Annotated in this window: 18 protein-coding genes; 9 read left to right on the top strand and 9 right to left on the bottom strand. The window is 46.4% G+C overall.

The window, feature by feature from the left end; all coding sequences use genetic code 11:
* Positions 1-307: 307 nt before the first annotated feature.
* From P0078_RS19130 to P0078_RS19115, 4 genes are read right to left on the bottom strand one after another with little or no spacing between them, the layout of a single operon-like run.
* Positions 308-1627, bottom strand: a complete 1320-nt coding sequence (locus P0078_RS19130; protein WP_282931493.1) for a lysine N(6)-hydroxylase/L-ornithine N(5)-oxygenase family protein — start codon at positions 1625-1627, stop codon at positions 308-310.
* The gene (locus P0078_RS19125; protein WP_282931492.1) at positions 1627-3447 is read right to left on the bottom strand and encodes an IucA/IucC family protein; all 1821 of its coding nucleotides are present in this window, start codon (positions 3445-3447) and stop codon (positions 1627-1629) included. Before P0078_RS19125 ends, P0078_RS19130 begins: the two co-directional genes overlap by 1 nt.
* Positions 3444-4427, bottom strand: coding sequence for a GNAT family N-acetyltransferase (locus P0078_RS19120; RefSeq protein ID WP_282931491.1), 984 nt, complete (start codon positions 4425-4427; stop codon positions 3444-3446). The genes P0078_RS19125 and P0078_RS19120 overlap by 4 nt, the downstream gene beginning before the upstream one ends.
* A 10-nt stretch (positions 4428-4437) precedes the next feature.
* On the bottom strand, positions 4438-6354 hold the full coding sequence (locus P0078_RS19115; protein WP_282931490.1) for an IucA/IucC family protein: 1917 nt from the start codon (positions 6352-6354) through the stop codon (positions 4438-4440).
* Positions 6355-6519: 165 nt separating this feature from the next.
* Between P0078_RS19115 and P0078_RS19110 the strand changes: the two genes are divergently transcribed.
* On the top strand, positions 6520-7716 hold the full coding sequence (locus tag P0078_RS19110) for an MFS transporter (protein WP_282931489.1): 1197 nt from the start codon (positions 6520-6522) through the stop codon (positions 7714-7716).
* A gap of 78 nt (positions 7717-7794) precedes the next feature.
* Here P0078_RS19110 and P0078_RS19105 read toward each other — a convergent pair whose 3' ends face one another.
* Positions 7795-8304 (bottom strand): GNAT family N-acetyltransferase, encoded by a 510-nt coding sequence (locus P0078_RS19105; protein WP_282931488.1) that lies wholly within the window; start codon positions 8302-8304, stop codon positions 7795-7797.
* Between the two features lie 427 nt (positions 8305-8731).
* Between P0078_RS19105 and can the strand changes: the two genes are divergently transcribed.
* The 4 genes from can (at position 8732) to P0078_RS19075 (ending at position 12599) form a co-directional block, all read left to right on the top strand.
* On the top strand, positions 8732-9388 hold the full coding sequence (gene can / locus P0078_RS19100; protein WP_282931487.1) for a carbonate dehydratase: 657 nt from the start codon (positions 8732-8734) through the stop codon (positions 9386-9388).
* Positions 9389-9484: 96 nt separating this feature from the next.
* Positions 9485-11077 carry an FAD-dependent oxidoreductase gene (locus tag P0078_RS19085; protein ID WP_502867283.1) on the top strand — a complete coding sequence of 531 codons (1593 nt, stop codon included), beginning with the start codon at positions 9485-9487 and terminating at the stop codon, positions 11075-11077.
* 118 nt (positions 11078-11195) lie between these two features.
* Positions 11196-11708, top strand: a complete 513-nt coding sequence (locus P0078_RS19080) for a flavin reductase family protein (RefSeq protein WP_282931486.1) — start codon at positions 11196-11198, stop codon at positions 11706-11708.
* 159 nt (positions 11709-11867) lie between these two features.
* Positions 11868-12599 (top strand): glycerophosphodiester phosphodiesterase, encoded by a 732-nt coding sequence (locus P0078_RS19075; protein ID WP_282931485.1) that lies wholly within the window; start codon positions 11868-11870, stop codon positions 12597-12599.
* Positions 12600-12731: 132 nt separating this feature from the next.
* Here P0078_RS19075 and P0078_RS19070 read toward each other — a convergent pair whose 3' ends face one another.
* The 3 genes from P0078_RS19070 to P0078_RS19060 all read right to left on the bottom strand — a co-directional run bounded on the left by P0078_RS19070 (position 12732) and on the right by P0078_RS19060 (position 19156).
* Positions 12732-15356: a TonB-dependent receptor plug domain-containing protein gene (locus P0078_RS19070; RefSeq protein WP_282931484.1), complete on the bottom strand. Its 2625-nt coding sequence runs from the start codon at positions 15354-15356 to the stop codon at positions 12732-12734.
* Positions 15357-15701: 345 nt separating this feature from the next.
* Positions 15702-17261, bottom strand: a complete 1560-nt coding sequence (locus P0078_RS19065) for a M20/M25/M40 family metallo-hydrolase (protein ID WP_282931483.1) — start codon at positions 17259-17261, stop codon at positions 15702-15704.
* Positions 17262-17734: 473 nt separating this feature from the next.
* Positions 17735-19156: an amidase gene (locus P0078_RS19060; RefSeq protein ID WP_282931482.1), complete on the bottom strand. Its 1422-nt coding sequence runs from the start codon at positions 19154-19156 to the stop codon at positions 17735-17737.
* Between the two features lie 245 nt (positions 19157-19401).
* Here P0078_RS19060 and P0078_RS19055 point away from each other — a divergent pair, with 245 nt between their 5' ends.
* The gene (locus P0078_RS19055; RefSeq protein ID WP_282931481.1) at positions 19402-19959 is read left to right on the top strand and encodes a DUF2799 domain-containing protein; all 558 of its coding nucleotides are present in this window, start codon (positions 19402-19404) and stop codon (positions 19957-19959) included.
* A 264-nt stretch (positions 19960-20223) separates the two neighbouring features.
* Here the strand turns inward: P0078_RS19055 and arfB are convergent, their stop codons facing one another.
* On the bottom strand, positions 20224-20643 hold the full coding sequence (gene arfB / locus P0078_RS19050) for an alternative ribosome rescue aminoacyl-tRNA hydrolase ArfB (RefSeq protein ID WP_282931480.1): 420 nt from the start codon (positions 20641-20643) through the stop codon (positions 20224-20226).
* A gap of 427 nt (positions 20644-21070) precedes the next feature.
* On the opposite strand from arfB, the gene P0078_RS19045 reads away from it, so the two are divergent.
* The 3 genes from P0078_RS19045 to P0078_RS19035 all read left to right on the top strand — a co-directional run bounded on the left by P0078_RS19045 (position 21071) and on the right by P0078_RS19035 (position 24539).
* Positions 21071-23455, top strand: coding sequence for an autotransporter outer membrane beta-barrel domain-containing protein (locus tag P0078_RS19045; RefSeq protein ID WP_282931479.1), 2385 nt, complete (start codon positions 21071-21073; stop codon positions 23453-23455).
* Between the two features lie 112 nt (positions 23456-23567).
* Positions 23568-24089: a GNAT family N-acetyltransferase gene (locus P0078_RS19040; protein WP_282931478.1), complete on the top strand. Its 522-nt coding sequence runs from the start codon at positions 23568-23570 to the stop codon at positions 24087-24089.
* 159 nt (positions 24090-24248) lie between these two features.
* Positions 24249-24539 (top strand): DUF1540 domain-containing protein, encoded by a 291-nt coding sequence (locus tag P0078_RS19035; RefSeq protein ID WP_282931477.1) that lies wholly within the window; start codon positions 24249-24251, stop codon positions 24537-24539.
* Positions 24540-24586: the final 47 nt, after the last annotated feature.

Here is a 24586-nt window from a genome sequence, read left to right as displayed (position 1 = left end):
GTCCCAAAAAAATCACTATTCAATATCCAAATCATGAATAATAATTTTCATGTCAATACTGGACCACCAATCTATTAGCCGAAATACCGACATTTATCAAGGCTGGGAAAATCCAATAGCTATTTATCACCTGCAAGACGTATGATTAGTACGCCTTGAAATGGCCCAACTGGTAGAAGGCAACGTCAATTACATACTAACGGCCGCCACACGTAAACCAATCGTCTATTAGACAAAAGTGCCTTGTAGCCAGCAGCCAAAAATCAGCGACTGAATTAGAGTACTCAGCCACTGATTAGAATTTACCTTAGGCTACTGCGGCCTCTAGGTTTTTCCCAGGGCTAATCCAGTTCATAAAGTTATTTGATTCCTGGTTGTCGTATATGGATTCCCGGTGTAAATCATTAACAACCTGCGCAGCCCTCCAGGCGGAAAGACTTAATTGAGGCTCGGCAATACCATGGCTATATCGTCCAGTACCCAAGAAATAAAGTCGACGATCACTTTCATCACTATTTAATTGGGCCGCAAAGGAATCACTCAAAAGAAGGCGTCCCTCCCCATCTCTGGCGATACGGTCTTGCAAAGGTGCAATACAAGGCGGTAACGCTTCGCTGAGGCCTGTGCACAAAATAACAATATCCGCATCTAACCACTCTTGCCCTTCAGTTCCACCCACTAAATGGTTTTGCAACTGAACTCGATAAGCACCACATTTGGAAATTTCTAGCATTTCTCGATTGGGCATAAGCACCATACGATTCGTATCACCCTCAAGGTGCACCAATCGATAAAAAAGTTGATATAGTTCTTTCAAGGTATCTGGTGAAATACCATCTGAGGCCAACTTCTGTTCTGCTACAACCTGCTCCTTGCGATGCTGAGATAGTTGACGGAATACATTAACATATTCAGGTGTAAACCAGTCATTAGTGAAAGGGGTTTCATCCAGCGGGAGGTAATTACTACGACGAGAAATCCAAGTAATCTGCTCTGGCTTTCCCCACTGCCGATTGAGCAGGTTAATTACCACCTCGGCTCCAGTCTGCCCCCCACCTATAACTGCAACTCGCTTACCCTGAACATCAGGGTTACGCAGCGCAATTTCCAGAGCGTGGAAACAGGTTTCAGATAATTGCGGACGGCAAAATTCTGGAATATTGGGCTTCTTACCACTAGCAACACATATATTTTTAGCCTTGACTATCTCTTGTCCTTTTGGACCATGGATATCCAACTCAAAATACTCCCCCTTATCCAGAACACTTTGTACTCGACTATCCATCTCCAAAGAATCCAGACGTTTTGCAGCCCACCCCAAGTAATCAGCAAATTCTTGACGGCTAACCGTACGCTGCTCCGCATTCAGAAAGTCATAAAAGCGTTTTTTCTCAACTAGATAGGCAAGAAAACTATACGGATTAGTTGGATCAACTGGTGTTACCAAATCCTTTAAGTAAGACGTTTGCATCATAGCGCCAGGTAACATGAGTCCAGGATGCCAGGAAAACTCTGATTTCGCCTCAAAAAAACGATGCTTTAAAGATTTATCCCACATTAGAGCGGCAACCGCGAGGTTAAAAGGACCGGCGCCAATACCAGCTAGATCTAATATATTACTCATCATTATATCTCTGTGGAGGAAACTGTATTAAGTTTGGATTCTTTTTTCTCTGGCTTCTGCTCTGATAGCCAAAGGGGATTTTCCAAATCTCCTCCAACTATCGGTACCGGCCTTTCAGCGCTATCACCCCATCCATGCGACAATCGCACCCGATTGATACAAACTCTCTCGATATGAGGACGGAAAATATCAAAAATCTGAAAACGTTCGGCCATTTTAGGGCTATTTTCTGTGATGTTTTTTTGATAATCACGTAAAACCGAAGCTAAAACGCCATAAAATTTGGACTCAGGAAAATCGAGTTCTAACATCAACTGGGAGGACAGGTAACGCAGAACTGTTACAAAATGCCCTGTAAAAAGATCGTGAATAATATAGTTAGGAGGCAGCTGATCAAGGACATCCATTGCTGCCTGAGGAATATCACTCCGCTCAGGAAATTCTCCTTGCGAAAGACGCAGGTCCCCTTGAAAATCTTTCAGTAGAACTCGCGCTACTCGATCCCCTTTTAAAACTAAAGTCAAGTTCTGAGAATGAGCAACTAATCCAACACCATATCGACAGAGCAAATGATATAAAGGCACCACAGTCGCATCAAAAAGGTATTCCAACCACTTTTCAACAGAAAGACCGGAGCTACGAATTAGTGCTGCAATTACAGATCTTCCGCTGGAGTCTTTCTGTAACAATGCAGCCATTAGTAAATGGCGCTCTCCTTCTAAGCAGTGGCTGGCTGGACTTTGGCGCCAAGTCGCCCCCAGCATCTCTCTGTAACGGTAGGGCGTTCCCTTTACTTGTTCGTGATGGAGGTGCGGAACATGTAACCCTGCAACTTCCTGCAAGATACCAGTGCCTCGCCCAGATAGCTCACAATCTTTAACACAAATTTCCTGCATCCATTGTGATAAAGATGGTCCACACTGCATGTATTTACCGGGGATTCCACGGTAACACGATGTATTTAATACTGTTAGTGGCAGTTTGACGTGCAGTGATTGCGGGCGTGGCACATTGGAGAAAGTACGCAACGAGACTTGAGGTAGGTAATGATCGCCAAATTGCCCCAAAAGTACAATATCACCACGACTTAGCTGTTGCGCATAGTGCTGAGAAATATGGTGCTGCCACTGCCAAGGATGAACTGGAAGTGGAATAAATTCTTGCCAATTGACCTTCTTTTCCTGACAAGCATCTTCCATTAACTGTATTTGATCAGCTGACAGGCTCTCTTTTAGTAACTGCTGCCAATTCCAACGCTCACTATGCCCATTGACAGTCATTTCCTGGCGAACAGCCAACCATAAAAAGCGAACACCCTCACCAGCTTCAGTAGCATAGGTTCTAAACTCCTGAGCCCCCCAGCCAATACGCCCCTTATTGATCATTGCTTTTGGGTGCCCATCCAAAAAGCATTGCAGTTGCTCGTCAGTAAACTGAGCCAAATCTTCTGCTGAGAAAGCCTTACGCTTCTCAAGTAAAGCAACATCAGCAACTAAGGTATTTGCCAATTCATGCAATAAGCCACCCAGTGTGCTGGCTGCTATTTTTAAGTCTTCCGCAGCATCGATAAAAAACTGAGCCACATCATTTGCAATCAGCTTTTCAGCACCCTGACACCTTTGAATAGTCTCCCCATCAATTAGCAGCCAATCCCAGATAGTCGGGATACCGTTAAATTGATAGTTCACCCCAGACTTAAGCCTAACAATATAAGATTCTTCAGATTCCTGCTCAGCGCTTAAAGCTTGCTCATAGCAAAGTTCTGATAAAGACTTAGCAAGCGTTTTTCGATTTGCCTGAGCCCAATAACTATCTTTCTTCATACTTTCCCCGCCCCCTCGAAGAAGTCAGCTCTATCGCAGGAGATAAGTGCCGCTCGCTTATGAGGAAAATCAAACTCTTTTACTTTTTTCCAACCAAAAGTTCCATTCATATACTTCAGTAGGGGACCATTATCAGCTCTAGGCTCACCAACTAGGGTCTGTGTTCGACTATCATCCAAAAACATAAAATGGGATACGCCCTTAAGCCAAGCGAGCGCATAACGCCGACCAAGAAAACGACTGTTACCCACCAACATATGCGCCCCACGATCAAAGGAATGGCAGTCGTAGTAAGGAGCTATACGATCCTCAAGCGCCCAATAAACCTCAAAATATGCGAAGGGCACATCGTCAAAGGAAGCAATTAACGGATACTTATGGGGATCTTGAATAACCTCCCGAATAAACTTTTTCTGCTTTTCTAGATCGCCTTCTTCTTCCCAAAATTTCGCAACACGCCCTACATTCATCCAGCTTGTAAAAAGCTCCAGATCTTTATCTGGATCTAAATGACGGAGACTAAGATCCATCCCCAAGGTGTGGAAATGACGCCTATACACTTCTCCCTTCACAGGCTCAGCTCTGAAAGGATGTTTTACACCTTGATCATTTTCAACCCACCTCAGCGGGAATGTTCCGCCATTATTTCCTCGATACCAGATTTCTGTCTGCTGATAAAAATCAGACTTGAATATTTCTTTTATTTTATCCCCATTTAAAGAAACAAGTTCAACAATCGCAACACCGCCATGAATATCGAATAGCCACTCCAGCCACCCATTTAACTTAGACGATTCAGCCTCATCATGGGGGATTTGTATTTGAGCATTACTGCCATTATTTACATTCAATAACGTAAAAAAAGTATTGCTATCCAGCTGACATTGATAACCTTCACCATCAAGAGTCCATCGCCTTCCATCAGGTAGGGCTCCTTGCTGCATTACTTCTAGTTCGGCTTTAGCCTTTATGTCGCTCATCAATCGATCCTTAGGTATTTGAACAGTCCAGGCTATCTGAACAAGTAGGGGATGGTTCTTCAGTTTCTTTCAAAGGGTTAATCATAGAGTGGTAAATTGACAACGGGTCATCACTAGTATTTTCATTCATGCCAATAACTGCACATTGGAAATTCCCCTTTGCCCATATCTGTTCAGACTGGAGTAAATATTCCAACCCACTGCGATCACGTCGCTGACCGTCATAGAGTTTCTGAACCCGGTCACGGAGTTGATTTAGCAAATCCCTTTCACTAACTAGCCCAGCGGCAGCAACTGCCGAAATCAAGCCAAAGCAGCTATTAACAATGAGGTAGTAAACGAATAAGCGGTTGGCCATTTCTTCATTAACTACATTTTCACTATTTTGCGCGAGATTAGGTAAATAAGGTTTCAGCAGCTCTTCACCGAGATAGCTGTAACCGCTACCTTGGCAATCACGAAAATATCCAGCGACCGGCATAGGTCCGTCAAAGCGCAGAATTAAATTTTGTTGATGTGCGCCAAACAGAATTCCAAAATCTGCCTGAGCTATTAACAAAGGCTCAATCACAGCATCAACAAATGCATCAAACCAAAGCTTGGAAGCAACGATAGATGATAGATTTTGCTCTTTTGCCAGCTGAGAGATAAGTTGAGCTGCACGACAGCTCTCTGCATCCGGGTGGTCTTGGGTTAAAGTAGCTAGCAGACAAGTATTTTCTGCTGCCTCGCCAACGAATGGGTTCTCCCGGAACATTACCAGACTTTCGATCACCGGATTTCCGGACTGGTCAGCTAGCATCAAATAGGCCGGCTCAGCTAAAACCTGAAAATTAGGATAACGTTGAGCGAAATCTTGACCAATTGGAGTCTCTCGTACTTTTAGGACTTCCAATCCCCTTGTCATTTCTTTTGGTTGTAAAGTGCGCACCGAATTAGTCAAGCGCAGGCTGAGGGAGAACTTCAGCATATAGGAGCTCTCAGCGCTATACACTGCACGTAGCGATGATGTCGCTCTCCAAGCTCCAGAGCCTAGCCCCAGCTCTACGACGCTGCCACTTTCCAATAACTGAGTGATTCTGTGATCTCTCTGCAACTGTTGCCACTGCCAGGGGTGAGCGGGAATTGCAACAAACCCCTTTGGCGGCTGAGAGACACCATCAGTTTCACGAACAAGATCAGCGAGTTGATCTGCTGACTCTTGAGCTCCACTAGCACCGGATAAAAACTGAGGATCTACGCCCAGCCACATCAGTGAAAAACTGTTGCCGAATTCCGGGGCAAAACACTCAGCATCCCGATCAGTGAAAGGCTCCCTGCTCTTGGGGGTTGGGTGAATGGAGTGACCACAAAGTAAAGCTTGCTCCGACTCACCAAAAGACAACACTTCACCAAACAAGCGCTCCATATCCTGGTTGCGCGCCTGTAAGGCCTGAGTCATGTTCCGGACACTCGCTTGCACACGATCGGCAAACACCTGTCGCGACTGCTCTCCAGCTCCGGGGAAAAAAGCGGGGTCATCAGCAATCAACCGAGCACATTCAGCCATTGATACCACTTGGCTTCTTAAGGAGCTTTGTCGCCAAACTATCGGTAACTCGAACTGGTGCCTGCCACATTCACTACGATAGATCACGTTCAGCCATAACTCAGTCCCAGTTTCCGGGAGAGATACACAAACAGCAGGAGCCTTGATGCCCTCCGGGAACGATGTGTCGCTATGCTCGTACCACTGGCCACTGTCTGTTTCACGCAGCAATGCATTGAAGAAGCAATTAGCTGACAGTCTTTCAGCAGAACATTTGACCTTTTGCTTTTCAGCAGTCATATTTGCCGGCCGCTCAGAAGTAGCCGGGTTCATACTATGAGCATCAGAAGCTCCTGTAGCGGCGCCCAAAGAAGCCCCGTTGAGATCTGGATTATTCATGAGTAAGGTTCTTTTACAGGATTGTAATGAGAATGATTTGTATTTATATTATCATGTCTTGAAAATTAGTACATTTCAAGCCTTTTAGTAGGGAAATTATTCGGCTGAGAACTTTTCTTTAAGGAAAATAGGACTTTTTCCCAAGTTTTAATCTCTGGAGCCCGAATGAGCAGCCCCACTCACTTCCAAAAAATAAACTGGATTGTTGCCAGCCAAGGTGCAGCCCAGGTCATCTTGCTGACCCAGATCCCCTTGATCATCGAGTACTGTGGACTGGATCTGGCAACCCTTGGCGCACTGGTTGCGGTCAGTACTTTTTGCCTAATGATTGCAGGCCCCATTTGGGGAGAGCTGGGCGACAAAATTGGAAGGAAACCGATACTGTTATTCGGGCTCAGTGGGGCACTGCTTTCCCAGGTATTATTCGTAGCCCTATTAGTTGCCTTGGCCCAAGGACACCTGGAAACTGACTCAGCACTTATAGCCCTGGTTGCCAGTAGAGTCCTTTACGGATTGAATGCCGCTGCGATTTTCCCCTGCTGCCAGGCTTGGGCTCTTGAATTGGGAGAGAAAGACCAGCAGTTATCTATTCTCTCGGGGATCAGCGCTGCCGCAAATTTAGGGCGAGGACTGGGACCTTTACTTGCCCTGCCTGCACTCATCGCAGGTAGCTTATGGCCATTACTGTGGCTACTTCTCCTGCCTTTTTCCGCATTAATCCTGACACTCTTTTTGCCCCAATCCCCAGAAAAAACTATAACTGCAAAAGAAACTGAGAAAACTAACCTTCCCACTGCAACCATTAGTTTATTCACAATAGCGTTGTTAGGCACGGTAAGTATTGGGCAGTTACAAGTTGTCATGGGGCCAGTGCTACAAGATTTATACGGCTTAAGTGCATTGGGGGCATCATCGACAACTGCTGTTCTTCTCGCCTCCGTCGCAATTTGCGGCTTTCTTGTACAGGTGGGATTAGTAAGAAAAATAGAACGCCCACAGATCAGTTTAATGATTGGGGTTTTATGCGTATGCCTGGGCACTATGACCCTGTCTCTAACACTCGGTAGTGCCCTTGCAGCTCCAGGTCTGATGCTATTTGTTGTTGGTGTTGCCTTTTTGGTTCCAGGTTACAGCGCTCTCGTGAGCCGAGGGCAACAACGTAGTGGCCGCTTGTTCGGCCTTTTGTCACTAATGCACACTGGGGGCTACACAATAGGCTTTGCTCTTGGTGGCTGGCTCTATGAACAAAGCTCTTCGCAACCTTTAATAGGAATGTTATTCAGTGTCAGTTTAATAGCCATACTCACATTGACTAACTTTGTTATTTCTTGGAAAAAATCGCCTAACGTAAGTGCTATATAATCTCTGAAGTGAATCACAGCAATTACCTATTTAATTGGGTAATTGCTGTCTCAAAAGCTAGATTGCGAACACTGCTCTTTAAAGATAGCGCTGCCAAAACTCAGCTTGCCCCATCTCTTCATCTAACGTATAAGGTTTGAAACCCGTCTTAAGATAAGCAGCCCGTGCAGTATAATTTCTTTGCAGAACTTCCAGAGTAAGTTTGCAACAACCTCTCCTTTTTGCTTCTTTTGCCAAGAAGTCCATCATGGCAGTACACACCCCCAACCCTCGAGCTGATTCACTAACAACTACATCGTGAATATTGATCAGTGGCTTACATAAAAAAGTGGAAAAACCAGTAAAGCAATTAACAAGTCCTACTGCAGCTTCACCTCGGTAAGCAAGAATGCTAAAGGCCCCGGGAAATTCTTTTAATGCTGGCACCAAGCTAGACCGGCAGAGTTCTGAAAGAGGTTCTCCCCCACCGAATGGATGGAGCGCGTACTCCTCCATCAAAGCGACTACGCTCTTCGCATCCTCTGGTTCATCGTAATTTGCCAGATCAACCTTTAAATGAATATCGACATCAAAACCTGCTAACACCATATATTTCTCGTTTTTACTTCCCTATTCATTCAAAACTTTATTAAATATGATTTCTTGAGCCCCACTCTAGAAAGGTAGAATAACGAATTTACTAGGTAACTTCAGTATCCCTTTGCCCTGATATCGATTCGAACTTTCCATTATCCTCCGCTAGGAAATACTGTAAATAACTGCGTAAACGTGTCCTCCTAGCCAGCAATTGGCGCACCCTTAGGCGATGCCGCCCCACTGAGTTGGAGCGCCTGGAAACCCTCTGCCGCTTTCCTGGAATGGCGCTTTTTTTCTTCCCATGATCTTAGATTCCTTTATAGACCAGGTTCGAGCCAATAGTCACTTTTTTAGATTAGACCAGATGCACTTGGCGCGCACGAACAAAGTCGCTATGCTGCGGGCTAATTGTCCAAACGGTCACATCAGGATAGATTCATTGCACCCGCTCAATCATTTAATAGAGAATAACCAGCATTGGTCAGAGGCCACTCGCGAAGACGAACCTGACTTTTTCCTTAAACTGTCCGAGCAGCAAAGCCCCGAATACCTCTGGATTGGCTGCGCCGATAGCCGCGTTCCCGCCAATGAAATTGTCGGCCTGCTACCGGGCGAGCTTTTTGTGCACAGAAATGTAGCCAATGTCGTTGTTCATACAGACCTGAACTGCCTATCAGTACTGCAATATGCCGTAGAGATCCTAAAAGTAAAACATATTATTGTCTGTGGTCATTACGGATGTGGCGGCGTCCAGGCAGCTTTAAATAATGAGCAACTGGGCCTGATAGATAACTGGCTGAGACATATTCAAGATGTCAGGGATAAACACCACACCTTGATCGATCTTTTCCAGCAACAACAGCGCACAGACTTACTGTGTGAACTCAATGTTCTGGAGCAGGTAATACACGTTTGCCAGACCACTATTGTTCGCGATGCTTGGCGAGCGGGCCAGGAACTCACCGTTAATGGGTGGGTATATGGTCTCAAAGATGGTCTGGTGCATGATTTAGGTATTTCAATCAAGCATCCCGGGGAAATTGCTGATATTTACCAAAGTGCTCTCAGTAAAATCGCCCAGCGCGGCGCTGAATAATACAACCTACTCACTACATCCTGTGTTTTTACCACTATAAATGGAAAAGACCCGGCCATTTTAGCTACCGGGTCCATCCCTGCTTGGTGGATAAACATGTCGGCATACAAAAAGTGGCAGTGCCAGAACTGCGGCTGGATATACGATGAATCAAAAGGTTGGCCTGAGGACGGAATAGCTCCCGGCACTCGCTGGGAAGATATACCTGAAGATTGGTACTGCCCTGAGTGTGGTGCCGCCAAGCAAGATTTCTCCATGCTGCAGATCAGTGGCGATACTGCTCAAGATAATCAAACTGGCTTTCGCATCTGGGAATGCATGGTATGTGGCTGGACATATAATGAAGCCGAAGGACGTCCTCATGATGGCATAGATCCCGGTACTCGCTGGGAGGATATTCCCGAAGACTGGAGCTGTCCACAGTGTGGTGTGAGTAAGCAAGAGTTCGATATGGTCCTTGTAAGGCAAGGTCCTATCGAAACTCCCCCTTTGGCAATCGAGGATGCCAATAATACAACCTCAATACCCCTGGTAATTATTGGAACAGGGCTAGCTGGATACAATTTGGCGCGGGAATTTCGCAAGCTTGCTCCCCTGTCCCCCCTCCTGTTGATTACTTCTGATGACGGAGCCTTTTACTCCAAACCTCTGCTGTCAGCCTCTTTTTCCCACGGTAAGACGGCGCAACAGCTCAGCTCTGCCAGTGCCGAAGATATGGCCAGGGAACTCAGAGCACAGATTCTGGTTCACACTCGGGTCATACATATAGATCGCACCAAAAGAGTCCTGACGATTCAACAGGATGGCGCAGAGCATATATCCAAGCTTTCCTACGGGAAGCTGGTACTTGCAATCGGAGCCAAATGTCACAAGCTTCCCCACTTCGAGGGCAATGCCCTGGCACATATCTTTCGCATTAATAATCTCAAGGATTACCACCGTTTTCGTACCGCCTTGATAGGTCACAAGCGCATACTGCTCTTGGGTGCCGGCTTGATCGGTTGTGAATTTGCCAACGACCTGATTCAGGCGGGCTTCGAAGTGAGCCTGGTTGACAAGGAGAAATGGCCACTGGCAACACTACTTCCCGAAATTGCCGCCCGCGATCTTCAGAGTTCTTTGGAGAGCTATGGCGTACGCTTTTATGGGGGCGCACCACTAACCCATATCGAAAAGTCAAACACCGGTATCCGTGCATGTTTGAAAGAGGGAGGGCAAATAGAAGCCGATATTGTGTTGGCTGCATTAGGTCTCGAAGCCAATACAGGATTAGCCACCATGGCCGGCCTAAACACACAAAAAGGTATTGCTGTAGATCGGTACTTACAAACAAGCGATCCAAATATCTACGCCTTGGGGGATTGTGCGGAAATTGACGGCTACCAGCTGCTCTTTGTCGCTCCCCTAATCACTTGTGCAAAAAACCTGGCACGAACCTTATCTGGCAATCCGAGCCAAATTTGTTTTGGTGTAATTCCCGTAGCCGTAAAAACAACCCTACACCCAACTATCGTTTGCCCTCCTCGTCCCAATACCAAAGGAAGCTGGAAGGTCAGCCGGGAAGACTCTGGAGTTTGTGCCGAATTTCGTAATCAAAAGGGCGACTTACTAGGCTTTGCTCTTACAGGCAGTGCGATTATCCACAAGGAAAGGCTCAGCCAGGTATGCCAACCAATAATGAACGATTAGTCATAAAATGACTGGTAATCGTTTTTATTTCAATAACAATTCGAGGTAAAGCGCGCAAATCGCTCTCTTTTGCCTTAAAATGGCCGCCCTTTACAGTTTTGGTACAAGTAGCCTTAGTATGACGACAGAGAAAAGCCGTACGATTTCCCCGTCACCCGAGCAAAGCCGGCTGTTACGGGACACCCTCGGCCACTTTGCTACCGGTGTGACTGTCATTACCACTCAGGATACCAACGGCCAACCAGCTGGAATGACAGCTAATAGCTTTAATTCCGTCTCTCTGAACCCCGCCCTGGTTCTATGGAGCATAGACAAGCAATCCATGGGCTATAAGGCATTTACCACTCGAGAGCACTTTGCGGTGCATATCCTGCGGGCAGACCAACAGCATGTCTCCAACCTCTTTGCCGGTCGGGGAGCAGACAAGTTTGGACAAGTCAGTTGGTATGAAGGCCCCAATGGAATACCCCGTCTTGAAGAGTGTGCAGCCTACTTCCATTGTCGCCGGATACAGTGCATTGATGGTGGTGACCACACGATACTTTTAGGTGAGGTTCTCGAATTTGCTGCTTTTGGCGGTGAACCTTTGGTTTTCCATCAGGGGTGTTATCGTGCCCTGGCTGGAGAATAACAACAAAGCTTCCAAACTGGTGAATCTTCCCAAAAGCTATAAAAATAAATTTTTAATGCCAATTAACCAATATTTGGCAGAAACCTTGGTGTTGCTTTAGTGACCTCGTAATAATTTAAGGGCAGTCTGCAACAAACCGTGAAAATGGACTGATAAACCATGACTTCAGCTACGCTCTTCTGTTTCGCCCATCGGGGTTATCAACAGCGGGCCAGTGAAAATAGTCTCCAGGCAATCGGGCATGCGTTGGAACTCAACGTAGGGGGTATTGAAATTGATGTATGGAATATTGGTGGACAGCTTCTAGTAAAGCACGACCGACGTCTAGGGCGCCTTATAGCGGGCTCAGAGCTAATCACCGAAATGCACCCCGATGCCCTAAAGGAGAGACCTCTCCCTTGCGGAAATAAAATCCCCACATTGCGGGAAGTTCTGGAGCTTGTAGGCAATAGTGCCCTGCTCAATATCGAACTTAAAGGACCCAACTGTGCAGGTCTTTTCGCAGATGAAATCCACACCTTTACTCAGGATACTGGCGCAAGCTACGAGCAGTATATCGTCTCGTCTTTCGACCACCGACAGCTGTTCCAGTGCTTGCAATTAGCTCCAGAAGTCAGAAGGGGAGTGCTGATTTCCGGTGTTCCACTCGATCTTGCGGCCTGCTCTTCCCCCTTAAAAGCCTACTCATTACATACGAACGTGGATTTTATAAATGCAGATTTAATAGCTGATGCAAAACAACGCGGGCTTAAGAACTACGTATTTACTGTCAACGACCCTAACGACTTGGTACTTTTAGCAGCTCAAGGGGTGGATGGGGTTTTCACCGATGAACCCCAAATCGTATTAGATTTTAATGCCCGTGCTGAATTCACAAAAACTGGCACATAGGGAGTTGCTGCAAGTCCAGGGACCAACAAAGATAACCTCTGAAAACCTGAAGAACAGACAGTAACCCGGACTAACTACCGAGCTACTGCTGTGGTTAAACTAGGGAAAGGATCGACTTTTAACGCAGGCTACCTAAAACTCTGCGCTCGCACGTACATACCAATAACCACCATTAAATCCAAATGGCGATGTAAGGGCATGACGCACCCCAAGGTATCGCAGCGTTGGTTCCTGCTCATCATCCGGCATTACATCAAATATATTTTCACCACCCAGCGACAATTTGTAATTTTCATAAATGTTAAAAGTCGCTTCGATATCTACGAGAATTTCGCTGCCATATCTATAAGTATCACTGGCGTCTCCTGCGCCAAACAGACCACCGGTTGATTCCCAGCTACTATATCGATTTAAACGCAGGTACCCTTCAAATAAACTACCGGTATCGATATCAAAGGTTAAAGTCGTCCGATCGCTGGGTACTTGATTTTCTAGGTCAAATACTCGCGAGGCATTGATTGTGTTTGCCGCAACACTTGTAACTTCCTGGCGATTGTGATTATGGCGTAAGTCCACCACCAATAAACTCTCAAGAATCTCAAAATCACTAGTAATTGCCAGATCTACACCGGACACTTCCGAGTCATAAGCATTAACGAAGTAATTTGCATTGCTGCCATTAAGAAGTGCCGCATTCTCTATGCCGGCATTTTGCAACAAAAGCACTTCGTCATCCCCAATGGCATTATTGCGCAAGGCCAAGCGATCTTCGATATCGATGCTGTAATAGTCAATTGTCACACTGGTATTGTCCATTGGAGAAAAAACTGCACCCAATGTAAAACTGGTGGACTCTTCCGGCTCCAGTTCAACCGCTCCGAGCGCAGACGCTACTGGATGAGCTACGGGGTAGGTACCGTTGGGTATCAAATTGCCACTGGAATCAGTCGTAGTAGTAACGTTCAAGGTGTTGACCTGACCAGGAGTCGGTGCTCTAAAACCAGTATTCACTGTTGCCCGCAGTGCCAGTTGTTCATTCACATCATATCGAGCCGATAACTTCCAATCTGACGTTGAACCAAATTCATCATATTCCTCCAATCGTAGGGCAGCACCCAAGGTCAATTTATCAGTCACATCGGCTTCAAGATCGATATAAGCAGCAATGCTCTCACTACTGAAACTGCCTAACGCCTCTATAGGGAAACCCTGAAAACCATCTGAACCCACACCAAAATATGCGGCTGTTGGTCCCACCTCTGTGGATGCAGTGTCTCCCCTGCCTATTGAATAGGTCTCTTCGCGCCACTCAGCCCCAAACGCAAGATTTAGTGGGGAGGCAAAAGCCACAACATCAATGGGATAGACAAAGTCTGCATTAAGACTGGACTCTTCCTGCGTGAGCGTTCCCGGCTTAAAGGAAGTAGGAGACAGAATACCCAAACTTGGGTTAATGGAATTCTTCAGAACATAATCAACTTCATTTTCTGCCAAGCGGCCACGCACATCCCACGAGAGACCACTAGCAAATTCCCCACGCGCTCCTACAACAGCGGCAATATCATAAATATCTGCACCAAATTCAGGGTTATAGCCACCGGGGAACTGGGTATAAATCGGATTGCGCAATACGTAGCCGCTGTCGCTGGATGAATCCTCTACCAGATAATCAGACGGGTTAAGGCCCTGCGCTAAAATAGAGTCCACTAAGGATTGAGGCGCCGGATCGGGAGTGTAGTCAATACTGCCCGGGTCCAAAGGATCATTTGGGCTATCTACTTGCAGAGTACCCCTAGCGGTAAATTGATATTCCGGATCGAGAACCGGGCCGCGATAGAAGAAATCTGAAATTGTCTCATTCTGTGAATAACCCAGGTTTCCGTAAAGTTCTACCGAATCCGAGATTTCTAAACCACTATTAACAAAAAGCTTTAGGGACTCGACATCAGGATCTCCCCACCGCTGCCCCAAGCCTTCCAGAGGCACTAGATTATCCCCCACAACTGACCCTACAAACTGCGCATCCGGCCTTGCTTCACTGCGCCAGGTTTTATCAGCACGAGAAAATTCGATGGTTCCGTTAATAAATCCAGCATTCCCCAGGGCAAATCCTGTATTTGCCGCAATGCTCATCCGAGTCCCATCACCCTCAAAATACTCCCCTGTCTGTGCGGATAAACTAAACCCTTCAGAATCATCCTTCAGGATAATATTAACGACACCAGCAATTGCATCAGAGCCATATTGCGCTGAAGCTCCATCGCGCAAAACCTCAACTCGCTCAATTGCCATAGAAGGTAATGCCGAAAAATCCACAGCCTGAGCTCCCTGATTGACTGTTCCCAAAGGGGCGAGCTGTAAGTTAACTAGTGCAGAACGGTGTCGGCGGGTTCCATTAACCAACACCAGCGTTTGATCTGGCGATAAGTTACGCAAAGTTACCGGGCGGATAAAAGCAGTTCCATCGGCAATGGGAAATCGTTGTGTATTAAATGAAGGAGCAATTTTTGCCAGGGACTCTGTAAGATCAAAGCTCGCTTGATCGGCGATTTCCTCTCCACCTACAACATCTACAGGAGAGAGCGTTTCGGTAGGAGATACACCTTCTTTGCGTGTACCAGTGGTTATTACCTCTTCCATTGTCTGATTCGCAGCATTGGAGGAATCTTCCCGCTCCTCATCAATGGCATACGCACCAGAGTTAAAAATGGCAATTGCTACCGCCAGCGACAAAGGCCTTAACAAGTAACACTTCATATTCACCACCCTCTCTTATCTTTATTAACGTCAAGCAGAAAACCACCAGATACTCGAAGCAATGCACACCAGAACTAAAATCTGTGCAGGAGCTAGTCACATACTGAAATTTCGTTAATTTGCATCCATGCCAGATGTAAGTGCACACCTCGGTTAGATCTTTTACGCGATTAAATCCCAACATCCAACAAATCAAAAAATTAATGACGCGATATTTCTTTTCAACGGAGGGAGTACACGTTTAACAAAAACCAAAAACTGTCAAACGTGACTTTTAGTAAGTTTTAAATGCGGCTAACTACAAGAGACTTAATCATAAAATTTAATATGCAAGATCAACGCTGTTTATTGAGGCGTATATGTAACATCAACCTCATAATCCGATCCCAGACGACTATAACCCCGCACCATAAAATAGGCTTCACTCTCACCACTAGGCACGGTTAAAGAGCAGTTTTCCGAACTATCCCCCTCATAGGGACGACAATCGTAATAGCGCCAAGTAGGTGCCGCACCAAAACGGACATATAGGTCGGCATCGTTGGTGCCTGTCATGTCTACAATAAAGTCTGTACCAGGCGTTACACTGAGAGGTCCATAGTGATCCTCCGAACCACGGCCCACATCACCACTAAAGGTTTCTGTTTGTTCCTCACCGGGGTCTGGATCGGGATCCGGGTCGGGATCCGGGCCAGGATCATCCCCTATATAACCTTTGGCCAACTCTGCGACATAGGCCGCAGCAAGCTTTCCAAACTTCACTGCGTGACTGGCATCTCCACCACTATTGGCTAAGGTGTCACTTGAAGTGTGGATATAAGGATTTGAGCCATTAAAAGTCGCCTCAAAAGGGAATGAAACAGGGTAACCTTGGTTGTACCAGGATGCATGATCGGAACAAGCATAACCACAATACGTTGTTGCAACAGTAAGATCACTCAGGTAAGTCTCAGCCAAGTCTTCGAGGAAGCTATTCTGACTGCTATCGGTGTAATCGCCAATAATGTAGATATCACTATTCGAACCATAATAATTAGTCATATCCAACTGCAATGCACCAATCACATTCTTATTCTGTGACTTGTAATCGCTGGCAATATCATCCGACCCCCTTAGCCCCACTTCCTCAGCAGCGTACCCCATAAATGCTAGTGTTTTATCCGGTTTATAGCCTGTACTAACAATTGCATTAATAACATCTGTCAGCGTTGCGATACCCGAAGCATCATCGTCGGCCCCCGGCGCCCTTGTACCTTCACCAGTGCCAAAGCCGACCGTTGAATCCAGGTGCGCCCCAAGTACAACAATCTCATCCGGATCTGTTTGCCCTTCGATAGTCAAAATTACTGAAGGCTGTGCCCAACTGTGGTTATAAAGTTCGACAGAGGCATCACTACGTGAATTCGTTAGTGCCTGCCATTCATCCCTTATCCACTCAGCACCATCTACACCGGTTGAAGTGGTGTAATAGCGATTAGTAAAGTTCGACAAACTTTCAATAGTTGATCGTATATTGGATTCTGAGATTTCTGCCTGCAGGGCATTAACCACATCTGCATTATCAATAGAGTAAGTGACCAAATTATTTATGGTTGTCGTCAGGGATGAAACCTGTGCAGCTTCTGCCTCCTCCAGTGAGTCATGCACCATAAAGCCACCGCAGCGATTATGATTAATATGCATCAGTGTTGATATATCGGAAAGGTTGCTTTCATCAACCTTTAAGATAGCAACTCCATTACGCTCCTCACCTTGGATCGTGAGTGGTTGCTTGGCAACAAGGCTGCTGTTTTTCTTTAACGATTGATAGCCATCACTACCTATAGTTATCCACAGCTCTTCTGCCACAACAGCGCCGGGGAGTGCAAGAACCCCAACCAAAGATCTACTAATAATTTTTTTCATTATCTTCTCCACATTGAGTTAGCCCTCTGCGAATTCCAAATATCTCAAAAACACAGGCAGGCAATAAATACACATGCAAGAAGCCTGCACAAAACAACAGTCTTGAATATCAATAATATTCAAATAATATAAAAAATATCGAGAATGGAACGACACGCCTCACCAACACACAACCACAGACAATCCAAAAATATTTTTATTATTCAAATTTTGAAAAGCGCAGAGAGAACAAACAAAACCGGGTTGATCAACCCGGCAAGGAAAAGCTAGCACATTCAAATAAATACTAAAACAATTTGGCACCATTCAACGTAGGAGCCGCAACAAACTATAAGTCGATCACATATATACAAAAAACATAGAATATAAAAAGATTATTAATAGCAAATGGAACTAGGAGTAATTTCTGAACTAAAGAGTTTTTTAGCCCTTTATTTTAATTGGATCTACGAGATTATTTTCAAGGCAGTGACTTACACAAAATGCACCCAATCGGGAAGCACCAATTTTAACCCTTGCCGACTTTGCAATGCAGCGGCCGCACATAAAACCATCTCATCGACATATTTCCTACCGACGATTTGCAAGCCAATAGGCAGGCCACTGGATGAGAAACCACAATTCAGCGATATTGCGGGATGACCGGATAAATTGAAGGGATACGTATATGGTGTCCAGGAATACCAAAGAGAACCGGGGGCCTTATCCGGCATATTAAGACCCGCAGCAAATGCTGTGATAGGCAAAGTCGGGGTTACCAACAGATCATATCTCAGAAAAAAGTCCTGCAATCGCTCAACAAAGTTATCTCGCCGCTTCAATACATCGAGGTAACCGGTTAAGGATATTCTGTCTGCTTGCTCTGCAACCTCCAGTAACTGAGGTTCCACCAACTGACGTCTTGCACTATCCATCCCCCTCAGGGTACTCCCGATACCCGCACTAAACAGGCACCCAAAAACTGCACTTGAGTCATTAATACTGGGGGCAACTTCTACAACGTCGGCACCCATTTCTTGGAACAGCATTACACTGTCAGAAACTCTACGCTCAACTATAGGGTCGGGTTCGACATAGCCAAGACTGGGACTATAGGCAATACGTAACTCTTTTATACCATCAAACTCCCCCTCCCCAGTGACAGCAAGGAAATCTATTTCACGTCGAGGTATTGCACGGATATCCCGATGATCCGGTTCACTGATGACATTCATCAACAGCGCACAATCCTGCACAGTCGAAGCCAAGGGCCCCACCTGCGCCAGAGAGGAGAAAGCTCCCAAAGGCCAATGGGGAATCTGCCCAAAACTAGGTTTAAATCCAACAACCCCACAGAAGCTCGCTGGAATCCGGATAGATCCACCACCATCGGCTCCCAACGCCAAGGGACTCAGCCCCAATGATACGGATACAGCAGCCCCGCCACTTGAGCCACCTGAAGTCTTATCCCTGTCCCAAGGGTTTCTCGTGATACCATCAATGGCATTATCTGTAACCGCTTTCCACCCAAATTCCGGTGTCGTGGTTTTCCCTATTGGCGTATAACCGTGGCGCTGTAATGCTGCAATACTAGGGGCCGTACACCCTAGCGTCGTTTCTGGATCAATAGTTTGGGAACCAAAAACTGTCGGCCACATGGGTGTATAGAAAACATCCTTTATTGCTACTGGCACCCCGTCGAGCATCCCTTTTGCGGCACCGGACATATAACGTCGCTCAGATTCACGCGCGTAGGCGAGACTCGTCTCGCAGTCAATTAAGCAAAAAGCATTGACATGTCTATTTAGACGTTCAATTTGGCTGAGCAATTCTTGGGCAACCTCAACTGGCGAAAATGATTTCGCTCTATATCCCCGCAACATTTCAAGGGCTGTCATCCCAACAAAATCGCTCATCGACAAGGACTCTCAATTACTGACTAGCTGACACCATCAGACTAGTCGCCAATAGATAATTACTAGAGCACCCCAGTGAAAAGACTTAGTGAAATGATTTCACACTATCCTACATCTTCAGCTTCCAGACAGGATTTGGGAATTAAGCTATAGCGAAATCACCGACATGGAAAACCGCTGTGAAATTGACTTCTACAACTGCCCTCTGCTTTCTTTTTGCGTCGTTGATTTCAGGATGTGCCACAATGAGTAAAGACGAATGCTATGTCGCGGACTGGCAGGCAATCGGATATGAAGATGGTGCAGCTGGCCGGGACCTTTCTTACTTAGGAGCGCGCCGCGAGTCTTGTGCAAAGTATGGAATATCAGTCAAAACAGAGGCATACCGCAATGGGCGGGGTGAAGGGCTTGAGCTTTTTTGTACCGAACTGCGCGGGTTCGACCAGGGGCGCTCTGGCAACAACTACAACGGTGTTTGCCCTGCAGATCTCGAGGGGTTATTCCTGAAGGGGTACAACTCCGGCCAGGATATTTTTCTTGCCAAAGCAGCCGTCGAGGAACTTGTGTCTACAATTCATGACCTGGAATTGCAAAGAGAGCACATTCTTGATGACATGACAGAAATTGGTTCGCTATTGATGGATGAGACGATCGACAACTCTGAACGGGTGACACTTCTTGCCGATATTACTCGCTTAAAGGTTAAGCATTCAGAGCTGGGTATGGAAATCACAGACTTGCAATTCGAGCTAATGCAACGGGAAGCGACATATCAGAAAGTTCTAGCCCACTCTCCTTACTAAAAGTTCCTCAACCATAAATCTCTGTGGACATTTAAATCTGCAGAGATTCATCCCACTTCCATTTACCCCTGCCAGCTACCACCAACCAGCCACAATTGCTTCAAGAACCTAATGATACCGGCTGGCACAAAATACAGAAAATAAATTATTTTCACAAATGGCAGGATGAAACAAAATTTGTTGGCCTTTGGTGGTCGGTCAAAAAATTGTACCAAAGAACCAAATAATCAAAAAATAGCTCTCCCCCTCAAAGAAAACCTCTGATCAATGCTGGTCTTTTACCCTGCCTCTCATTGATTTTACCTGGGAGCGGTGGTTTTTTGCTTGTAGACGACGCTCTTTGGCGCCACGACTAGGATTGGTCGCCACGCGAAACTTAGGCTTAAATGCGGCTTTATCCACCAACTCCTGCAACCGCTCCAAGGCATCAGCACGGTTTTTTTCCTGAGTGCGAAACCTCTGCGCCTTGATGACCACCACTCCATCAGAGGAAATCCTACGGTCTTTTAGCTTTAAAAGGCCTTCCTTAATCAACTGCGGAAGGGAAGAAGCCTTAATGTCAAAGCGCAGATGAATTGCACTGGAAACTTTATTTACATTCTGGCCACCGGCGCCTTGAGCACGTATCGCACTCAGCTCAATCTCATCTTGAGAAATTGATACCCCACTTTTTTTAAAAACCATAAATATCCAAAACCCGAGCTACTTCATTTTACTAAAAATGCAAAAACCAATGACAATTTTGCCCAAATAGTGCAGCTATTAACCAGCCCCGCTACACAGATACAATTCGCCATTGACAGAAATCAATTTACAAAAAAATACTTTCTATAAAGTGAGAGTATCAAGGGGTAAACCTCATTTACCAGGAAACCTGTATTAAGTAATATTGCGCCAGCCGAATAAAAGCTATTAAAACGTCCGTAAAGGCCGGCTAAAACATGCGAAATTACTTGTGACTTGTTTCAAAGTTTCAGTCAAATCCGCTAACATTGCCTAGCTCCTTTGAAGTATTGGAGCAAAGAACAATAAAGACTCTCGCCCTGTAGTTTCCTCTGGACTGCTCCCGATGTCTCAGCGGGTGTGAGATTACCGCGACAAGGAGAAAACCATGCATAACGCCAAGCGTAGCCTCGCAGCGGCCATTGCACTCGCAACAATGACAAGCTCTGCGGCTTTTGCCGAAGACACAGCCTTTTCCCAGGTTATCGCCTTTGGTGACAGCCTGACCGATGTCGGCAACTACGATGTATTCACTAATGGCGGCGACGACCGTGAAGTTGCAATCAGCATCTTGTCGCAGAACTTAGGTCTGGGTGAAGTAACTCCCTCCTGTGCAGATTTAACTCTTTGCCTGCCCAATATCGATCTGACCGATACCAGCATGACAACAGAAGAACTGCTGGCGGAAGCTGAAGTACAAGTATTGGAAGCTTTCTCCAACTCTGGTAACGGCTGGGCCGTTGGCGGCCACAGAGCAGCAGATGTCCTACTGAATGTAATTGGTACTGAAAATTACTATGAGTACCTGAGTGCCAACGGCCTGACTTATGACTCCAGCATTCATAACTTTGCCAGCGCGCTACTCCCAGATCCAACCCGCGAAACCGATACAGAAATGTACGCGGACCTGACCCAGCTGGCACTGATACTTCAAGGGCCTTCTATTGTTGCAGAGTTAACCGCAGCTGCTGAACAATATGAAGCTGCCGGCGATAGTGACACTGCCGCTTATTACACTGCCCAGGCGGAGGCCGTTCAGGCTCAGATCGATGCAGCTCCTGCAACTATCATCGCCGACTCAGGCACAACCGGTAACCCGCACCCTCTGGGCCTGGGCTACCTGGAAAGCACCCTGGGAAGCACCGATCACAATGCGCTCTACTGGGTAAATGGCGGCGGTAATGACCTGCTTAATGGCTTTGCCAATGTCGTCGCTGGCACATCTACTATCGACGAAGTAACTGAAGATCTCTCCCTCGCATCTACCATGCTGGCGAGTGCAGCTGGAGCCCTATCTGACGCTGGCGCCAACTATATTTTGGTTTCCAATGTACCGGATATCAGCAAAACCCCAGGGGTTTATGCTGCCGCTTATGAAGCGGTTTACTCCAGCGATGATGCAGCGACACTAGAAGCTGCTGTTGCAGCTGGATTGATGACTGAAGATGAAGCCACTGCCGAGTTAACTGCAGCTATCGACAGCATTTTACTGGAAGCCAGCGCAGCTTCTGAAAGCTTTAACTCTGATCTATTGAGCAAGGCCAAGGATATTGATGGCGTGCTGATGGTAGACCAGGCGGGCTTACTGAAAGTCGCACTGAATAATGCGGAACAACTGGGCTTGGCCGGCGATGTTGATCAAAGCCAATACTGCTACGATGACAGCGGCAACGACTGCATCGAGCACCCAGTATACGGCATTGATGGCTCCGACCCCGATGCGGACCAGCTGATTTTCAATGACAGCGTGCACCCAACTCAAGTTGGCCAGGAAGTTCTTGCCGACTACTACACCGCTATCGTAAATGCAGCCCAGGTTGCCGGCCAACTGCCGGATATCGCTATACAAGCTGGTCGTAGCCACACCAATAGCCTGGACGAGAGTCTGGCGAGTGTTCGTTATCGCTCTGCTCAGACTGGCGTTTTCGCTGGTAGCTCCCTCGGCAACATTGACTACGACACTGACTACACCGCCAATGTCAGAGGTGATGGTTATTCGAATGTCCTCGGTATGACCTTTGCTTTGCGCGATAACGCTGAGATCGGTTTTGCCGTGAGTCGCTCCAATATTGATGTGGACAACTCACAACTGGCTATCGAATCGACTTCTACCAACTACAGCGTATTCGGTCGCATGCACTACGACATCTTCTTTGTCGAAACCAATGCGACCTTGACTGATGTGGACTATGACGAGGTTAGCCGCTCTATCTCCTTGGGTAATACTTACAATGGTGACTTGACCGGTAGCACCTCTGGTGAAAACCTATCTCTGGGCATTACCGCGGGTGCCAACCTGCTCAGCAGCGAAAGCTTCCAGTTTGGGCCCTTTGTGAGCTTCACCAGAGTGACCACTGATGTAGATGGCTATACCGAAGATGCTATTGAAGGGTTCACCTACACCGACCTGAGTGGCAACGAGCTCGATCCCCTGGGTATGAACTATGGCGATCAGGATCGCCGCTTGAGAAATATGCGTTTTGGTGCTTTCACCAATAAGAGCTGGGATAACATCAATGCCTACGCAGAAATTTGGTACGAAGATTCCAATGGTACCGAAGAAGACACTATCGAAGTGGGCGTTAAATCCATGGAAGGCAACATGAATGCGATGCCAAGCTACGCCAGCGTTGACGAAGGTATCTTCAACGGCGGTATGGGTATGATTGCTGGTATTCGCTGGCAAGCAGCTGACACTATTGCCGTAAGTGCAACTGTTGCTTCCCGTCCAACAACTGAATCTGCATCCGTTAATTTGACCTACCGCTTCTAAGTGGTAACTGTGCCCCCAACCGGGGGCACATCCCCCTCCCTACTTCTCACCTCCAGTAATTGACGCACCTCGGCCCCACCCAATTTAATCCAACAGAAATAGAGATCATCAAATGCTCAAATTGGAAACTTCCAGCTTGGTTATTCAAGAGTTAAATGAAGATCGAGATACTATGTTAATGCTGGCATTACTTAACGACTCTGACTTCTTGCAGAATATTGGCGATCGCGGAGTTCGCACTGAGGTTGAAGCTCGTCACTATATTCTAAACGGCCCTATCGCCATGTATCGCGAGCACGGCTTTGGTATGTACAAAGTATCTTTGAAAGATGGCACAGCAATAGGTATCTGCGGATTGGTTAAACGGGAAGGACTCGATGGAGTGGATATCGGCTTTGCCTTTTTGCCCGATTACCGTGGTCGGGGCTTTGCTCTAGAGTCCGCGCAAGCCGTAATGGCATATGCCAAGAAGAAGTTGGGACTTCAGCGAATCCTTGCTATTACACAGCCAGAAAATACACCATCTATTCGACTACTAGAAAAGCTTGGTTTGAACTGCGAGTCAAATGTTGTCTTACCGGGTGAGACTAAAGAATTATTATTAATGACCTGGCAAAAAGAAGCGTCAAACTAAATAACTTTCTGCAATATAAATCAGATTCTAAAAAACATTTAGCAACAAATATTGTAGCTAAATACTGAAAGTAAAAATTCCCTACAGATCATATGGCTTTCCATTGACATGTAAGTATGCTGAGCTAGTCTCCAACTTACTATTAAGGAGAGGACTGCCATGATTATCGCAACAGATATGCCAGAAGTCAGTCAATGTGCTGCCAGCCAATGCGCTTATAATGCCAATGATGCCTGCCACGCCAGAGCAATTACCATTGGTGATGGCGCAGATCCCGACTGTGACACTTTCTTCACAAATTCTCGCCACACAAGCAGCTCTCGCACCGCCGGTGTCGGCGCCTGCAAAATGGAAGATTGCAAATTTAATGATGACTTCGAGTGCTCAGCAGAAAGTATTCAAATTGGATTGAGAGGAAATTCCCAACACTGCCAGAGCTACACCCATTAATTAGACTATTAATAATTCAATAAAAAGCCCGGTTTAAAACTCGCCGG

The organism is Microbulbifer sp. VAAF005 (genome assembly GCF_030012985.1).
Lineage (GTDB): Bacteria > Pseudomonadota > Gammaproteobacteria > Pseudomonadales > Cellvibrionaceae > Microbulbifer.
This window is presented reverse-complemented; position numbering and strand designations above follow the sequence as displayed.

Bases quoted from the DNA above. Each gene is read 5' to 3' on its own strand.
- P0078_RS19130 (WP_282931493.1), bottom strand. From the start codon at position 1,627: ATGATGAGTAATATATTAGATCTAGCTGGTATTGGCGCCGGTCCTTTT.
- P0078_RS19125 (WP_282931492.1), bottom strand. From the start codon at position 3,447: ATGAAGAAAGATAGTTATTGGGCTCAGGCAAATCGAAAAACGCTTGCT.
- P0078_RS19120 (WP_282931491.1), bottom strand. From the start codon at position 4,427: ATGAGCGACATAAAGGCTAAAGCCGAACTAGAAGTAATGCAGCAAGGA.
- P0078_RS19115 (WP_282931490.1), bottom strand. From the start codon at position 6,354: ATGAATAATCCAGATCTCAACGGGGCTTCTTTGGGCGCCGCTACAGGA.
- P0078_RS19110 (WP_282931489.1), top strand. From the start codon at position 6,520: ATGAGCAGCCCCACTCACTTCCAAAAAATAAACTGGATTGTTGCCAGC.
- P0078_RS19105 (WP_282931488.1), bottom strand. From the start codon at position 8,304: ATGGTGTTAGCAGGTTTTGATGTCGATATTCATTTAAAGGTTGATCTG.
- P0078_RS19085 (WP_502867283.1), top strand. From the start codon at position 9,485: ATGTCGGCATACAAAAAGTGGCAGTGCCAGAACTGCGGCTGGATATAC.
- P0078_RS19080 (WP_282931486.1), top strand. From the start codon at position 11,196: ATGACGACAGAGAAAAGCCGTACGATTTCCCCGTCACCCGAGCAAAGC.
- P0078_RS19075 (WP_282931485.1), top strand. From the start codon at position 11,868: ATGACTTCAGCTACGCTCTTCTGTTTCGCCCATCGGGGTTATCAACAG.
- P0078_RS19070 (WP_282931484.1), bottom strand. From the start codon at position 15,356: ATGAAGTGTTACTTGTTAAGGCCTTTGTCGCTGGCGGTAGCAATTGCC.
- P0078_RS19065 (WP_282931483.1), bottom strand. From the start codon at position 17,261: ATGAAAAAAATTATTAGTAGATCTTTGGTTGGGGTTCTTGCACTCCCC.
- P0078_RS19060 (WP_282931482.1), bottom strand. From the start codon at position 19,156: ATGAGCGATTTTGTTGGGATGACAGCCCTTGAAATGTTGCGGGGATAT.
- P0078_RS19055 (WP_282931481.1), top strand. From the start codon at position 19,402: ATGAGTAAAGACGAATGCTATGTCGCGGACTGGCAGGCAATCGGATAT.
- arfB (WP_282931480.1), bottom strand. From the start codon at position 20,643: ATGGTTTTTAAAAAAAGTGGGGTATCAATTTCTCAAGATGAGATTGAG.
- P0078_RS19045 (WP_282931479.1), top strand. From the start codon at position 21,071: ATGCATAACGCCAAGCGTAGCCTCGCAGCGGCCATTGCACTCGCAACA.
- P0078_RS19040 (WP_282931478.1), top strand. From the start codon at position 23,568: ATGCTCAAATTGGAAACTTCCAGCTTGGTTATTCAAGAGTTAAATGAA.
- P0078_RS19035 (WP_282931477.1), top strand. From the start codon at position 24,249: ATGATTATCGCAACAGATATGCCAGAAGTCAGTCAATGTGCTGCCAGC.